Genomic DNA, 15,258 nt, shown 5'->3' on the forward strand with positions numbered 1-15,258 from the left:
CACACCGGCGTCGTCGCGTGCACTGTCGGGTCTCGCCGGTACCGTGTCCTCTTACGATGAGTGCGCTGTTCGAACTCCCCTCCCATGACATGGCCACCCCCACCTCGGCCCGAGGCGCCGAGCTGCTCGAGGGCCTCAACCCGCGCCAGCGGGAGGCCGTGACGCACTCCGGGTCCCCGTTGCTGATCGTCGCGGGTGCGGGGTCGGGGAAGACGCGTGTGCTCACCCACCGGATCGCCTACCTGCTCGCCGAACGGGGAGTGCATCCGGGCGAGATCATGTCGATCACGTTCACCAACAAGGCCGCGGCCGAGATGGCCGAGCGTGTCGACGCGCTCGTCGGCAGGCGGGCGAACGCGATGTGGGTATCGACGTTCCACTCGATGTGCGTGCGGATCCTGCGCCGGGAGGCCAAGCACCTCGGCGTGCGCAGCGCGTTCTCGATCTACGACGCCGACGACACCCGCCGCCTCGTCGGCCTCGTCGCACGCGACCTCGAGCTCGACCCGAAGAAGTTCTCCGCGCGCGGGCTCGCCGCCCAGATCTCGAACCACAAGAACGAGCTGTTGTCCGCCGAGGACGTCGCGGCCAAGGCCGGCAACGACTTCGAGCGCAGAATCGCCGAGGTCTACACCACCTACCAGGCCCGGCTGCGGCAGGCCAACGCGTTCGACTTCGATGACCTGATCATGGAGACTGTGGCGCTGCTGCAGCGGCTGCCCGCTGTCGCCGAGTACTACCGGCGCCGGTTCCGGCACGTGCTCGTCGACGAATACCAGGACACCAACCACGCGCAGTATGTGCTGGTCCGCGAGCTGGTGACGCCTGCGGCGCAGGACGTGCCCGGCGCGGAGCTCTGCGTCGTCGGCGACTCCGACCAGTCGATCTACGCGTTCCGTGGGGCCAGTATCCGCAACATCATCGAGTTCGAGCAGGACTTCCCCGATGCCCGCACGATCCTGCTGGAGCAGAACTACCGCTCGACGCAGACGATCCTGTCCGCGGCCAACGCGGTGATCGCGCGCAATCCCGAGCGCCGGGACAAGCGGCTGTGGTCGGAGCAGGGCGACGGCGAGAAGGTCGTCGGCTATGTGGCCGACAACGAGCACGACGAGGCCGCGTTCGTCGCCGCCGAGATCGACCGGCTCGTCGACACCGGCGCGGTGCGCAACTACGACGTCGCGGTGTTCTACCGGACCAACGCCCAGTCCCGGGTCTTCGAGGACGTGTTCCTGCGCGTCGGGTTGCCCTACAAGGTCGTCGGCGGGGTCCGGTTCTACGAGCGCCGCGAGATCCGGGACGCGCTGGCCTACCTGCGGGTGCTGTCCAACCCGGAGGACACGGTCAGCCTCCGTCGGATCCTCAACGTGCCCAAGCGCGGCATCGGCGAACGGGCCGAGGCCCTGGTCGCCGAGCACGCCGAGCGGGAACGCATCTCATTCGCGGCGGCGCTGCGGATCGCGGCCGAGCAGCCGGCGCGGATACCCGCGCTGGCCACCCGTTCCCAGCGCTGCATCGCCGGGTTCGTCCGGGTCCTCGACGAGCTCGGGGAGCTCGTGGAGCGCGGCGAGGAGACCGCCGCCATCCTGGAGGTGGTCTACGCGCGCACCGGCTACACCGCGGAGCTGGAGGCCAGCGAGGACCCGCAGGACGGTTCGCGGCTGGAGAACCTGGCCGAGCTCGTCACCGTCGCCAGGGAGTTCGCCGGCGATGCGGCCGTCGCCGATCCGGACGACTCCGACGTCGCGGCGGGTGTCCCGGAACCGGGTTCGCTGGCGGCGTTCCTGGAGCGGGTCGCGCTCGTCGCCGACGCCGACTCCATCCCCGATGACGACTCGGGCGTCGTCACGCTGATGACCCTGCACACGGCCAAGGGCCTCGAGTTCCCGGTCGTGTTCCTCACCGGCTGGGAGGACGGCGTCTTCCCGCATCTGCGCACGCTGGGTGACCCGGGCGAGCTGGCCGAGGAACGCCGGTTGGCCTATGTGGGGATCACCAGGGCGATGCGTCGGGTGTATCTGTCGCGGGCCATCGTCCGGTCGGCGTTCGGGCAGCCGAACACCAATCCGGCCTCGCGGTTCCTCGACGAGGTTCCCGCCGAGCTCGTCGAATGGCGGCGTAGCCGGCCCGAGCGGCCCTCGGCGCCCGTCGGCCGGTTCGGTTTCGGCCGTCCCGCCGCGCGCGGCGGCAGGGGCGATTGGCGGGTTCCCGAACGCAGCCTGACGCCCACGATCAGCCTCGATGTGGGCGATCGGGTCAACCACGACAAGTACGGCCTGGGCACCGTCGTCGCGACTGATGGGTCCGGGCCGCACTCCACCGTGACGATCGACTTCGGCAGCGCGGGTACCGTGCGGCTGATGCTCATCGGCGGGGTGCCACTGCAGAAGCTGTAGCGCTCGAGCCCGGGAGCCCCGAGGCCGCCGTCGACCGAGTTGGTGGCGTCCTCCACCACCGCCCTTTCGTCCGCCGCCAGATCGATCGGCACGATCGAGGTAGGCGACGTTCGTGTTATGGCTCCATAACGCGGTTGGGACGGTCCGTTCCAGCGCGTTATGGCTCCATAATGCATGGTGGAACCGCTCAGCCGCCAGCGCCGGAGATGCGCAGGCCGTGGGCGGCCAGCCAGGCCAGCGGGTTGATCTTGGTTCCGTCGGCCCGCCAGACCTCGAAATGCAGGTGCGGGCCGGTGGATTGGCCCCGGTTGCCCATCTCCGCGATCTGCTCGCCCGCCGAGACCTGTTGTCCCACCGTGACCAGCGAGCGGTTGATGTGCCCGTACACACTGTGCGAGCCGTCGCGGTGCCGCAGCACCACCCACAACCCGAAGCCGCTGGCCGCGCCGGACTCTTCGACGACCCCGTCCGTGACGGCGTAGATCGGGGTACCGATGCGGTTGGCGACGTCGATGCCGTAGTGCATGACGCCCCAGCGCCCGCCGAAACCGGACGTCAGGCGGCCGAGGGCCGGCAGCGCATAGGCGGTGCCACCGGACAGCGCGGCCTGCGGGGCTCCCTCCGCGAGCGCGGACCGCAGCAGGGCGGCCTCCTTCGCGAGCTGGGCGCCGATGTCCGCGGCCTTGGTCAGGTTCTGGACGTCGACCTGGGAGCGCGGGTCGAGCTCGGGTAGGGCAAGGGAGTCCGGGACGAGCTGGTCACCGCCGATCGCCGGGATCGCGGCCGGACCGCGCTCGGCAGCGGGCTCATCGACGCCCGTCACCGGGATCAAGGCGTTGGCGGCGAGCTTCTTGTAGGCGTCCTCGACGGGATCGGCCGGGCGCAGGGAGACCATCGACTGCCCGGCCGCGACGACGGCACCTGCCGCGATGGCGGCGATCGTCGCGCGGCCGCGCAACGATGCGGACGGTGGCGCCGGAACCCGGTGACCCCCCTGAACGTCGAACGCGCATGTCGGCGCTCGATGGTCGGGGTCCGGTTGGGCGCCGCTTGGGGAGCGGTGGCGCGCCAAGACCTGCCCTTCTCGACAGCGATGTGGCGGCCCGCGGCACCGGATCGCGGCGGTGCCGGGTGGGGAATCCCGCAGGGCCGATCGGGGTCGGACCTGCTCACCGCCGTGATCAGTCTGTGACACGGACCGGGGGACCCTAGCGAGGCCGGCGCTCGATCGGCAACTCCCCCGGAGGTGTGTTGCCGAGATCACTCCATTCGGGTGTCAGGCCGGCGTGGGTGCGGTGCGCGCGGTCTCCGGGATCCGGTGCAGGCACTGGGATCTGCGCCGAAACTGGTGACTCTCCGTATGCGACTGGGCCAGCCGGGTCGCGATCCAATGCACCGCCCGCGGGTCGATCGGCAGCGAGAGGTGACCCGCATCACGCAGCTCCAGCTCCTCGACGTGCAGATCGGGATGGAGCAGGCGGGCGTTGCGCTGGGGCAGGACCATCTGGTCCATCCGGCTCCACACGACGAGGAAGCGGGTCGTGCAGCCGGGGGCCGGCTGGGCGAGCTCGGTGAGCACCTCGGAACCGGGGCGCAGCTGCCGGGCCAGCGGCGTGGGCAGCGCGTAGGCGGCCAGCGTGCCGCTGTGCGGGCTGCCCAGCGTGACCAGCGTGTCGACGTTCGCCGAACCGCCCATCAGCTGGACGTAGTAGCGGGCGATCATCCCGCCGAGCGAGTGCCCGACGATATGGACCTTCTCGGCTCCGGTCTGCTCGCACAGTCGCTCGACATGGCCGTGCAGCTCCTGTGCGGCGGTTCGCAGGTCGCCGGTCAGGACGCTGTAGTTCACCGCGTGCACCGCGCCGAACCCGCGCCTGCGCAGCGCGATGCGGAACACGCTGAACACCGATCGGTTGTCCAATATCCCGTGCACCAGCAGGATCGGGGTGCCGGCCGCCGCCATATCGGCGACGACCAGGCTGCGCCGGCTCGGCTGGAGCGCATCGGTGCGGTAGACGCCGTTCTCCGTGGAGGACTCCCGCAGCAGCCCCAGCGGGTAGGACGCGAGATGTGCGGCGAGCCACGTGCATTCCACGGCGAGCCCGCGCAGGCCCCCCGGTGAGCCGAACGTGCGCAGGGCGTAGCCGGTCGCCCGGGCGAGATCGGCGGCGACGGACCGCAATCCACCAGCCGTTTCGGCCAGGTGGTCCAACCCACACTGGACCGGTTCCATGATGCGACGGTAAGTCATATCCGGCCGCGGTGCCCACTCACGAGCCTCAATTCGTTACCTTCCCTCGGGATCGGCGACAACCGTGATCGGTGTCACCGGGGCAGGTCAGGGCAGGTGCCGGCGGCGTCGCTAGGGTCCTTCAGCATCAGCACGGTCGGGCCCCTGCGGGGTGGTGCCGGGGCACGCCCACCCTCGCCCGTGGCCACCCGGGAACGACGGATCGAGCAGGAGAGCCGAGTGGACCTGTACGAGTACCAGGCGAAGGAGCTCTTCGCCGCGCACGGAGTCCCGGTGCTGCCGGGCAGGACGGTGGAGACGGCCGACGACGCGGCCGCCGCCGCGGCCGAGATCGGCGGGACCGTCGTGGTCAAGGCGCAGGTGAAGACGGGGGGGCGTGGGAAGGCGGGCGGTGTCAAGCTCGCCGAGACGCCCGACGAGGCGCGCGAGAAGGCCGGGGCCATCCTCGGGATGGACATCAAGGGCCACACCGTGCACCGCGTCCTGGTCACCGAGGCCAGCGACATCGCCGAGGAGTACTACTTCTCCTTCCTGCTCGACCGGTCGAACCGGACATTCCTCGCGATGGCCTCGGCCGAGGGCGGCATGGAGATCGAACAGCTGGCCGTCGAGCGTCCCGAGGCGCTGGCGAAGGTGCCGGTCGATCCGATCGCCGGGGTCGACAGAGCCAAGGCCGACGAGATCGTCGCGCAGGCCAAGCTCCCGGCCGAGGTCGCGGACGAGGCCGCACGGGTCATCGTCGAGCTGTGGGAGGCCTTCGTCGCCGAGGACGCGACGCTGGTCGAGGTCAACCCGCTGGTGCGCGACCCGCAGGACAGGATCATCGCCCTGGACGGCAAGGTCACGCTGGACGACAATGCCGTCTTCCGGCAGCCGGCGCACGCCGACCTCGTCGACCAGCGTACCGAGGACCCGCTGGAGGCCAAGGCCAAGGCCAAGGACCTCAACTACGTCAAACTCGACGGCGAGGTCGGCGTCATCGGTAACGGCGCGGGCCTGGTCATGAGCACCCTCGACGTGGTCGCCTACGCGGGCGAGCGGCACGGCGGCGTCAAGCCGGCGAACTTCCTCGACATCGGCGGCGGCGCCTCGGCCGAGGTGATGGCGGCCGGCCTGGACATCATCCTCGGTGACCCGGCCGTCAAATCCGTCTTCGTCAACGTGTTCGGCGGCATCACCGCATGTGACGCGGTGGCCAACGGCATCGTCGAGGCGCTGAAGATGCTCGGCGACAACGCGACCAAACCGCTGGTCGTCCGGCTCGACGGGAACAACGTCGAGGAGGGCAGGCGGATCCTTCAGGAGGCGAACCACCCGCTGGTGACACAGGTGGGCACGATGGACGACGCGGCCGACAAGGCCGCGGAGCTGGCAGCGGCGGGAGCCTGAGAGATGTCGATCTTCCTCAACGAGAACAGCAAGGTCATCGTCCAGGGCATCACCGGCTCCGAGGGCACCAAGCACAGCACCAAGATGCTGGCGGCCGGCACGAACATCGTCGGCGGCGTGAACGCCCGCAAGGCCGGTCAGACGGTGACGATCGGCGGTAAGGACCTCACGGTCTTCGGCACCGTGGAGGAGGCGATGAAGGAGACCGGCGCCGACGTCAGCGTCGTGTTCGTCCCGCCGAAGTTCGCCAAGGACGCGGTGGTCGAGGCGATCGACGCCGAGATCCCGCTCGCCGTCGTCATCACCGAGGGCATCCCGGTGCACGACTCGGCCTACTTCTGGGCGCACGCCGTCGCCAAGGGCGGCAAGACCCGCATCATCGGCCCGAACTGCCCCGGCATCATCAGCCCCGGCAGATCCAATGCCGGCATCATCCCGGCCGATATCTCCGGCGCGGGCCCGATCGGGCTGGTGTCGAAGTCGGGCACGCTGACCTACCAGATGATGTTCGAGCTGCGCGATATCGGTTTCTCCACCGCGATCGGCATCGGCGGCGACCCGGTCATCGGCACCACGCACATCGACGCGCTCGAGGCGTTCGAGGCCGACCCCGGGACCAAGGCGATCGTCATGATCGGTGAGATCGGCGGCGACGCTGAGGAGCGCGCGGCCGACTTCGTCAAGGCCAACATGACCAAGCCCGTCGTCGGCTACGTCGCCGGGTTCACCGCGCCCGAGGGCAAGACGATGGGCCACGCGGGCGCGATCGTGTCCGGCTCGGCCGGTACCGCGCAGGCGAAGAAGGAGGCTCTGGAGGCGGCCGGGGTGAAGGTCGGCAAGACCCCGAGCGAGACCGCGGCGTTGATGAAGGAGGTCGTCGCCGCACTCTGACAGCGCTCACCGACAGCCCGCGGGGGCGGCCGCCGGGAACCGGTGGCCGCCTCCGCGCGTTCCTATGGTCGGGAGCGGCCACCGCACGCGGACAGGGCCGATGGGCTAGCGTCCCCCCGAGCCGGTCAACAAGCCGAGACCGCGGCCAGCCGCGGTACCGAGGAGCACTCGATGACCCAGCCCGCCGAGACACCGGTTGCGAAGGACTCGTCCCGAAGCGGCGAAACCGGAGACGACGAAGCGCGGCAGCTCGCACCCGGTCCCGCCCGGCTGCTGGTGCTTGCCGCCGGCCTGCTCGGGGTGATCATCTACTTCTGCGCGTTCTCCAGTGCCGCGCTCCTCTACCTGGTACAGGCGCCTCAGCTGCTGCTGGGCGGGGGATTGCTGGCCGCGTCCGCGGTGCTGCCGCGGGCGCGCACCATGCTGATTCCCGGAGCGATCATCGGCGTGGTGGGGGCACTGGCCGCGTTGCAGGGAGCGGTCGTCGTCAGCTCCGGTCTGGACGATCTCGCGGGCGGTTTCGGCGGCCCGGCCTCGGGTTCCCTGCCGTTCATCTTGATCGTCGTGCTGGTGCTGGCCTTCCTCGAGGCCGCGGCCCTCGTCGGCGCGGTGCTGATGGAGTTCGGCCTGCTGAAGGTGCCGACCCCCCGTCGGGCGAGCGGGTCCGCCGGCCTCGGCGCCGGGTACGGCCAGCAGCCCGGCTATGGCGGTCAGCAGCCCGGCTATGGCGGTCAGCAGCCGTACGGCCAGGGCCCGCCGAGCGGATACGGCCCGTACGGCGGCTACCCCCAGCATCCCGGGTACGGCGGCTACGGCGCGTCGCAGCCCCCGGGCTACCCGCCGCAGCAGGGCGCGTATTCGCAGCAGCCGACCACCGCATTCGGCCCGCAGGGTTCGCCGGGCTATGGCGGGTACCCGCCGGCGCAGCCACCCGCTGCGGCCGAGCAGTCCGCGCCCGCATGGCCGGGCAGCCCCGCCCAGCCGGTCGATGTCACCCGCGGGATGAGCGGACCCGACCTGCCCCGGCCGCCCGAGTGGGCGGGCCCGCCCACCGGTCCGGGCCCGGTCGGCGCCGAACCGGGTCCCGGCGCGGAGCAGCAGCCCGGTCGGCACGGCGGCGCCGAGGAGATGCCCCCGGCCGAGCAGACCCGGACGATCCCGGCTTCCGACCGCGACGATCGCACGGGCGGCTGAGCCAGCCGCCCGTGCGCGCGCCCGGCGCGCCTGCCCGAAACCGGCGACGTCCGCTGCGAGGGTGATCGGGTGCGCGGAACCCGCTCCACGACAGATCGATCGGCCGATCTCACGGCCGGGGACCATGAGCCCGCGTCCGGAATCGAGGGCCTGGACCGGTTGCGCATCTTGCTGGCCGCGGCCATGGGCACGGTGCTCGTCAGCTACGCACTGACTGTCGTCGCGGCCGGGCTGGTCGGGCTCGCGGCGGGCGCCGGAATCTCCGTCGACGGTGCCTTCGCCGTGGCGATCCCGCTGTGGCTGGCCGCGCATCAGGTTCCGCTCCAGCTGGACGGCCAGCCGCTGAGCGTGCTGCCGCTGCTGCCGACGCTGGTCCTGGTCGCGGTCGTCCTCGTCGGCTCGAGCTGGTCGCTGCGCAGGCTGGGCGGACGGATCCGTACCGACTCGGGGCCCGTGCTCGCGGCCCAGGCCGGGGCACACGCGGCGGTCGCGGTGCTGGCCGGGGCGCTGCTGCCCCGCGACGCCGCCGTGGTCGCCACGCCGTGGGCCGCGATGGTCGGGGCGGGTGTCGTCGCCGGGATGGCGGCCGGTCTCGGCCTGCTGCGGGTGGGCGGGCTGCCCACCGAATGGCGCGAGCGGGTCCCGGGCTGGGGGGCTGCCGCGGTGCGCGGGGCCGCCGTGGGGACGGTCGCGCTGCTGGGCGTCGGGGGGCTGGCGCTGACCGCCGGGCTGCTGCTGCGCGCGAGCGCCGTGGAGCAGGCGTTCGCCGAGATCGCCCCCGGCTTCGGCGCCGCGCTCGGCGTCACCCTGCTCGCGCTGGCCTACCTGCCCAACGCGGTCGTCGCCGGACTGTGCTGGGCGCTGGGTCCGGGATTGTCGGTCGGGACGTCGGCGGCGTCGCCGTTCGCCGCGGAACCCGGTCCCGCGCCGCCGTTCCCGCTGCTCGCGGCGATGCCGGTGAGTAGACCGGCGGTCTGGGCGATCGGGGTTGTCCTGCTGCCGCTGGCCGCGGGCGTCCTCGTCGGGCTGAGCTGCCGGCGCCGGCTCGGGCCGCACGCCGACGGCGCGGCCCGGCTGCGCGCGGCCGGTGCGGCGACCGTGCTGGTCGCGTTCGCGGTCGGGTTGCTGGCCCTGCTTTCCGGGGGCCGGCTCGCAACCGGCCCCTTCGACCCGGTGCGGCTGCCCGCCGAGCTGGTCGTGCCCGCGGTGCTGGTCTGGATCGGCGGGCCCGCGATGCTCGTCGCCGCGTTCCAGCGCTCGGGCCCGGACCGGAAGGCCACGGCCACGCTCGATCCCGGCCCGGACGACCCCGACCACGACGAGGACGACGAGTCCGGCCACGACGAGTCCGGCCACGACGAGGCCACCGGCGCGCCGGATCCCGTCGACCCCGGCGAGGGAGGCGACGGTGACGAGCCCGCGCTCACCGAGCCGGACAGTGCCGATCCGGCGAGCGATCCCGAACCCGCTCCCCGCACGGTGGCCGAACTGGTGGCGCTGCGTGCCCGGCAGGACGCGGCGGCCGAACGCCCGGCGGACCGGGAGAACGGCTCCGAATCGGACGCGACGACGGTGTGACGCGTGCTGCGGCTTACGCTTGACCTGGCATGAGCTGTCGTCGAAGCGGATCGGGGAGCCCTGGTTGCCTGCGTTGTCGAGCGGTGCCCACCGGGTAGCGCTCCCTGTTCCTTGCCGTGTCGTCGTGCTGGCCTCGGGTTCGGGCACGCTGTTGCAGGCGCTGCTCGACGTGGCCGCCGATCCGGACTATCCGGCCGACGTCGTCGCCGTCGCCTCCGACCGTACCGGGGCCGAGGCCCTGGCCAGGGCCGAACGTGCGGGGGTACCGGCGTTCGCCGTGTGCACCGCGGACCATCCCGACCGGGCGGCCTGGGACGTCGCGCTCACCGTCGCGGTGGCCGCGCACAGGCCGGACCTGGTGGTCAGCGCGGGCTTCATGAAGATCCTCGGGCCGGCGTTCCTGTCCGGCATCGGATGTCCGATGATCAACACCCATCCGGCGCTGCTGCCGTCGTTCCCGGGGGCCAGGGCGGTGCGCGACGCGCTGGCCCACGGCGTCAAGATCACCGGGGCAACGGTGCATCTCGTGGACGACGGTGTCGATACCGGGCCGATCCTGGCTCAGCACGCGGTGCCGGTGCTGCCCGGGGACACTGAAGCCGAGCTGCACGAACGCATCAAGATCGAGGAGCGGCGGTTGCTCGTGGGCACCGTCGCCGCGCTGGCCCGGTTCGGGGCGAGCGTGAGCGGACGAAAGGTGACGATCGGGTGAACGAACGCAGGCCGGTGCGGCGCGCGTTGATCAGCGTGTACGACAAGACGGGGCTGCTGGATCTGGCCACCGGGCTGCACGCACTGGGCGTCGAGATCGTCTCCACCGGGTCGACGGCGCAGCGCATCGCCGACGCCGGGGTGCCCGTCACTCCCGTCGAGAAGCTCACCGGCTTCCCCGAATGCCTCGATGGCCGGGTCAAGACGCTGCACCCGCGGGTGCACGCCGGGCTGCTCGCCGACACCCGCAAGTCCGAGCACCTGACCCAGCTCGACCAGTTGGGCATCGCGCCGTTCGACATGCTGGTGTCCAACCTCTACCCGTTCACCGAGACGGTGGCGTCGGGGGCGGACTCGCAGGAGTGTGTCGAGCAGATCGACATCGGCGGGCCGGCGATGGTGCGAGCCTCGGCGAAGAACCACGACAGCGTGGCCGTCGTCGTCGACCCCGCGCGTTACGAGTGGGTGCTCGAGCAGGTCAAGTGCGGTGGTTTCGAGCTCGCCGACCGGCGCAGGCTCGCCGCCGAGGCGTTCCGGCACACCGCGACCTACGACGTCGCCGTCGCGTCCTGGATGGGATCGGTGCTCGCCCCCGAGCCGGAGGGTGGGCTGTTTCCCGTCTGGGCCGGTGCGGTCTGGGAGCGCCGGGCCACGTTGCGCTACGGCGAGAACCCGCATCAGTCCGCCGCGCTCTACGTCGGCGGGCCGGGTGGGCTGGCCGGCGCCGAACAGTTGCACGGCAAGGAGATGTCCTACAACAACTACGTCGACGCCGACGCGGCGTGGCGGGCCGCGCACGACCACGGTGACGTCCCGACCGTCGCGGTGATCAAGCATGCGAACCCGTGCGGGATCGCCGTCGGCTCCGATATCGCCGAGGCCCACCGCAAGGCCCACGCCACCGATCCGGTCAGCGCCTACGGCGGGGTCATCGCGGCGAACACCGAGGTCAGCGAGGCGATGGCCGAGCAGGTGGGCGGAGTGTTCGCCGAGGTGGTGCTGGCGCCGTCGTACGCGCCGGCGGCGTTGGAGATCCTCGCCCGCAAGAAGAACCTCCGGCTGCTGCGGTTGCCGGGGCCGGTGCAGCGCGATGGCGCGGAGCTACGGGCGATCAGCGGCGGGCTGCTGCTGCAGCAGCGGGACGCGATCGACGCGCCGGGCGACGACCCGGCATCGTGGACGCTCGCGACCGGCGACCCGGTCCCCGAGGAGGTGCTCGCCGATCTCGTGTTCGCCTGGCGGGCCTGCCGTTCGGTGAAGTCCAACGCGATCCTGCTGGCGTCCGGCGGCGCGGCCGTCGGGATCGGGATGGGGCAGGTCAACCGGGTCGATTCCGCGCGGCTCGCGGTGACGAGGGCCGGCGACCGGGCCCGCGGTTCGGTAGCCGCCTCGGACGCGTTCTTCCCGTTCCCGGACGGCCTGGAGGTGCTGTTGGCGGCGGGGGTGCGTGCGGTCGTGCAGCCGGGCGGGTCGGTGCGCGACGCCGAGGTGATCGCGGCCGCGGCTGCGGCGGGCGTCCCGCTGTACCTGACCGGCACCCGGCACTTCGCGCACTGATGTCGTTCGGCCCCGCTTGAGGGTTCCGCCGGCCGGGCCTTATAGTGAGTATCGAACGTTGGTTCGAGTATGCCGACTTCCCCTCGGCGCGGTCGCGACCTTGCTGGGAGGAGCGCGATGGTCGAGGCGGCGCTTGGCGATGTAACGAGCCGGCTGGCGGCGGCCCGCAGGCTGCTGTGGCGGATGGAGGACCGGTCGGAGAGTGCGCCGCCGGGTCCGTCCTCCGGGTCCGAAGGGCGAATGCTCCCGGTGACGGCCCCGTTGGCCCGGGTACTGCCGGCGGGTGGGCTGCGCCGGGGGTCGACGGTGGCGCTTGCCGCGGGTCCGGGAACCACCTCGCTGCTGTTTGCGCTGCTCGCGGCGGCCTCGGTCGGGGGGCCTGGGCCGCTGTGGTCGGTCGGCCGGGGCTCGGGCTGGTGGCCGCGGCCGAGGCCGGCGTGCGGTTGGAGCGGCTGGCGCTGGTCCCGCACCCGAAGCGGGAGCTGGTGGCGGTCGCCGCGGCGCTGCTCGACGGGATCGACCTGGTGACGGTCGCCGGGGCCGAGCGGGCCGGAATGCGCGCGGCGGACCGGCAGCGGCTGATGGCCAGGGCGCGGCAGCGCGGTGCGGTGCTGCTGGTGCTGGGTTCCTGGCCGGGCGCCGATCTGGAGCTGAGCTGCTCGTGTCCGCGATGGCAGGGTCTCGGCGGCGAGGGGACTGGGCGGTTGTGCGCGCCGGGTCCGGGTACGGCTGCGGGGCCGGGCGGTGGGGCCTGCCGGGCGCAGCACCGGGATGCTGCTGCCCGCGCCCGGCGGGGCGGCGGGGCCCGCCGGGGCCGGGCGGATCGGATCGCGGGCGGCCGGGTGAACGCGGGTGCGAGCGGCAGCCCGGCCCGAGTGCTCGCGCTGTGGTCCCCGGACTGGCCGGTGACGGCCGCCGCGCAGGCCGAGCGGGTTCCGGCGCACCGGCCCGCGGCCGTGGTCGTGGCCAACCGGGTACTGGCCTACTCGGCCACAGCCAGGGCACAGGGGGTACGCCGCGGGTTGCGCCGCCGCGAGGCGCAGGCCCGCTGCCCCGAGCTGGCCGTGCTCACCCCCGATGCCGGGCGGGACGCGCGGTTGTTCGAGCCGGTGGTGGCCGCGGTCGAGGAGCTGGCGACCGGCGTCGAGGTGATCCGGCCCGGGCTGGTCGCGCTGCTCGCCCGCGGACCGGTGGGTTACTTCGGCGGTGAGCAGCGGGCCGCCGAGCGGCTGGTCGACCAGGTGGCCGCGCGCACCGCGGTGGAGTGCCAGGTCGGGGTGGCCGACGGCCTGTTCGCCGCGGTGCTCGCGGCCCGGCGGGGGGTGAGCGTCGAGCCCGGTGGCACACCGGCGTTTCTCGCGCCGCTCGGCGTCGAGGAGCTCGACCGGGAGCCGGAGGTCGACCGGTCCGAGCTGGTCGGCCTGCTGCGCAGGCTCGGGCTGCGCAGCCTGGGCGCGTTCGGGTCGCTGCCGGCGTCCGATGTCGCGTCCCGGTTCGGGGCCGACGCCGTGCTCGCCCACCGGCTGGCCCGTGGGCTCGACCCACGTCCGCCGGTGCGCAGGCGTCCCCCCGAGGAGCTCGCGGTGGAGGTCGAGCTCGATCCTCCGGTCGAGCGGGTCGACGCCGCCGCGTTCGCCGCGCGCGGGCTGGCCGAGCAGCTGCATCGGGCGCTCGCCGGGCGCGGACTGTCCTGCACCCGGCTGGGGGTGGTCGCTGCAGGTGCTCCTCGACGACGGGATGGCGCTGTTGCTGTCCGGTCGGACGGAGGGGTGGTGGGTGACCGGGATCTACGATTGAACGCCCGGTACCGAACGACGCGCCGTTCGAGCGGGGCGGTGCCGCAACGCCGTCTACCCGAGTGCATCCACCGGCCTTGACTAGTGCTCCGGCCGGTATGGCCATAGCGTGTGGCCGGCCGAACGTCCTGGGTGGATCGGGGAAACAGCTGATGAAGCAGGCCGAAGAAGAGCTGGGACCGGAACTGTCTGGCCGCGCCGGAGTGAGCCGCCGTGCCGTTTTGGTCGGCGCGGCGGCCTGGGGCGTGGGCGCACTGGTCTCGGCTTGCTCCGGTTCCCCGTCGACGCCACCGGGTGCCGCCCCGGTCGATCCTGCGCCACTGCCCGAGTCGCCCGCGCTGCGCGCGCAGTTCGAGCAGACCGCGAAAGAACTGATGACGCCGGGCGCGGTCATGATCGTGCGCACCCCGGACGGCGAGCTGTCCGCGACGTACGGCTCGCGCACCGATACCGGGTCGGAACCGGTCTCGGTGGCCGACCACGTCCGGATCGGCTCCATCACCAAGACGTTCACCGGCACGGTGATCCTGCAACTCGCGCAGGAGGGCAAGCTGGACATCGACGCCCCCGTGGCGGAGTACCGCCCGGACGTGCCGAACGGGAAGAACATCACCCTCACCCAGCTGCTGAACATGCGCAGCGGCCTGTACAACTACAGCGAGTCGCTGGAGTTCAACCAGTCTCTCGACGACGACCCGGCCAAGGTCTGGACGCCGGAGGAGCTGGTCGCGCTGGGCTTCAAGTACCCGGCCTACTTTTCGCCCGGGACCGACTATCACTACTCGAACACCAACATCGTGTTGCTCGGCCTGATCATCGAGCAGGTGGACAAGCAGCCGCTCGGGTCGGCGTATCGGACCCGGTTGTTCACCCCGCTGGCCCTGCACGAGACCTCGTTCCCGGACGCCGCGGTGACGGCGATCCCGACGCCACACCCGCGCGGCTACATGTACGGCACCAACGTCTCCACGATGAGCAGCGAGGCGCTGCCGCCGGACCAGTTGGCCGCCGCCCAGGCCGGCACGATCAGACCTCACGACGTCACCGACGCGAGCCCGTCCTGGACCTGGGCCGCCGGCGGCGCCATCTCCACCGCCGCGGACCTCGCGACCTGGGGCAGGGCGCTCAGCGACGGGACGCTGCTGAACCCGATGTGGCAGCGCAAGCGGCTCGAGAGCGTCCAGCCGACCAACCCCGGCTCCCCTGCGGCCCCCGGCTACGGTCTGGCCATCGCCAAGTTCGGCCCGGTGTACGGCCACACCGGCGAGCTGCCCGGATTCCAGTCGTTCACCGCCTACGACCCGGACCGCAAGGTCACCGTGGTGGTGTGGGCAAACCTGAACGCCGCCCCGGACGGGCGCCCGCCCGCCAGCACGATCGCCCAGAAACTGATCGGCACGCTCTACGGCTGACCGGGTGGCCGCTTTGCGTCGACTTTCGCAGGGTCTCCCGAGGAATCCTCGCCGGCCACGGCGCCGCACCTGTCACCGATCTG

General features: G+C 72.2%; 10 protein-coding genes and 1 pseudogene. 9 read left to right on the top strand and 2 right to left on the bottom strand.

Translation table 11 applies throughout. The features are described from left to right. Positions 1 to 56 precede the first annotated feature (56 nt). Entirely contained in the window at positions 57 to 2,396 is a 2,340-nt protein-coding gene (gene pcrA / locus G567_RS0105755; RefSeq protein WP_028929238.1) for a DNA helicase PcrA, read from the top strand. Between the two features lie 187 nt (positions 2,397 to 2,583). Here the strand turns inward: pcrA and G567_RS0105760 are convergent, their stop codons facing one another. Together G567_RS0105760 and G567_RS26945 are read right to left on the bottom strand one after the other, a co-directional pair. Next, complete coding sequence (locus tag G567_RS0105760; RefSeq protein ID WP_037055913.1) at positions 2,584 to 3,354, bottom strand: M23 family metallopeptidase; 771 nt, start codon at positions 3,352 to 3,354, stop codon at positions 2,584 to 2,586. 318 nt (positions 3,355 to 3,672) lie between these two features. Further along, positions 3,673 to 4,629, bottom strand: a complete 957-nt coding sequence (locus G567_RS26945) for an esterase/lipase family protein (RefSeq protein ID WP_051232332.1) — start codon at positions 4,627 to 4,629, stop codon at positions 3,673 to 3,675. Between the two features lie 219 nt (positions 4,630 to 4,848). On the opposite strand from G567_RS26945, the gene sucC reads away from it, so the two are divergent. The 8 genes and pseudogenes from sucC to G567_RS0105805 all read left to right on the top strand — a co-directional run bounded on the left by sucC (position 4,849) and on the right by G567_RS0105805 (position 15,175). Next, a complete protein-coding gene (gene sucC, locus G567_RS0105770; protein WP_342662907.1) occupies positions 4,849 to 6,036 on the top strand; it encodes an ADP-forming succinate--CoA ligase subunit beta in 1,188 nt (395 codons plus the stop codon). A gap of 3 nt (positions 6,037 to 6,039) precedes the next feature. Then, positions 6,040 to 6,927 (top strand): succinate--CoA ligase subunit alpha, encoded by an 888-nt coding sequence (sucD, locus tag G567_RS0105775; protein WP_028929241.1) that lies wholly within the window; start codon positions 6,040 to 6,042, stop codon positions 6,925 to 6,927. A 171-nt stretch (positions 6,928 to 7,098) separates the two neighbouring features. Then, positions 7,099 to 8,121: a DUF5336 domain-containing protein gene (locus G567_RS31810; RefSeq protein WP_028929242.1), complete on the top strand. Its 1,023-nt coding sequence runs from the start codon at positions 7,099 to 7,101 to the stop codon at positions 8,119 to 8,121. Between the two features lie 69 nt (positions 8,122 to 8,190). Beyond that, positions 8,191 to 9,699 (top strand): cell division protein PerM, encoded by a 1,509-nt coding sequence (locus G567_RS26955; RefSeq protein WP_051232334.1) that lies wholly within the window; start codon positions 8,191 to 8,193, stop codon positions 9,697 to 9,699. 124 nt (positions 9,700 to 9,823) lie between these two features. After that, positions 9,824 to 10,411: a phosphoribosylglycinamide formyltransferase gene (purN, locus tag G567_RS0105790; RefSeq protein ID WP_028929243.1), complete on the top strand. Its 588-nt coding sequence runs from the start codon at positions 9,824 to 9,826 to the stop codon at positions 10,409 to 10,411. Then, on the top strand, positions 10,408 to 11,967 hold the full coding sequence (purH, locus tag G567_RS0105795) for a bifunctional phosphoribosylaminoimidazolecarboxamide formyltransferase/IMP cyclohydrolase (protein WP_028929244.1): 1,560 nt from the start codon (positions 10,408 to 10,410) through the stop codon (positions 11,965 to 11,967). The genes purN and purH overlap by 4 nt, the downstream gene beginning before the upstream one ends. 875 nt (positions 11,968 to 12,842) lie before the next feature. Then, positions 12,843 to 13,682 (top strand): annotated as a pseudogene (locus G567_RS31815) (DNA polymerase Y family protein); the annotation flags it as partial. Between the two features lie 233 nt (positions 13,683 to 13,915). Further along, positions 13,916 to 15,175 carry a serine hydrolase domain-containing protein gene (locus G567_RS0105805; RefSeq protein WP_084795888.1) on the top strand — a complete coding sequence of 420 codons (1,260 nt, stop codon included), beginning with the start codon at positions 13,916 to 13,918 and terminating at the stop codon, positions 15,173 to 15,175. The last annotated feature ends 83 nt before the right edge of the window (positions 15,176 to 15,258 follow it).

It is taken from the genome of Pseudonocardia asaccharolytica DSM 44247 = NBRC 16224, from assembly GCF_000423625.1.
GTDB lineage: Bacteria > Actinomycetota > Actinomycetes > Mycobacteriales > Pseudonocardiaceae > Pseudonocardia > Pseudonocardia asaccharolytica.

Bases quoted from the DNA above. Each gene is read 5' to 3' on its own strand.
- G567_RS26945 (WP_051232332.1), bottom strand. From the start codon at position 4,629: ATGGAACCGGTCCAGTGTGGGTTGGACCACCTGGCCGAAACGGCTGGT.
- G567_RS31810 (WP_028929242.1), top strand. From the start codon at position 7,099: ATGACCCAGCCCGCCGAGACACCGGTTGCGAAGGACTCGTCCCGAAGC.
- G567_RS0105805 (WP_084795888.1), top strand. From the start codon at position 13,916: ATGAAGCAGGCCGAAGAAGAGCTGGGACCGGAACTGTCTGGCCGCGCC.
- sucD (WP_028929241.1), top strand. From the start codon at position 6,040: ATGTCGATCTTCCTCAACGAGAACAGCAAGGTCATCGTCCAGGGCATC.
- pcrA (WP_028929238.1), top strand. From the start codon at position 57: ATGAGTGCGCTGTTCGAACTCCCCTCCCATGACATGGCCACCCCCACC.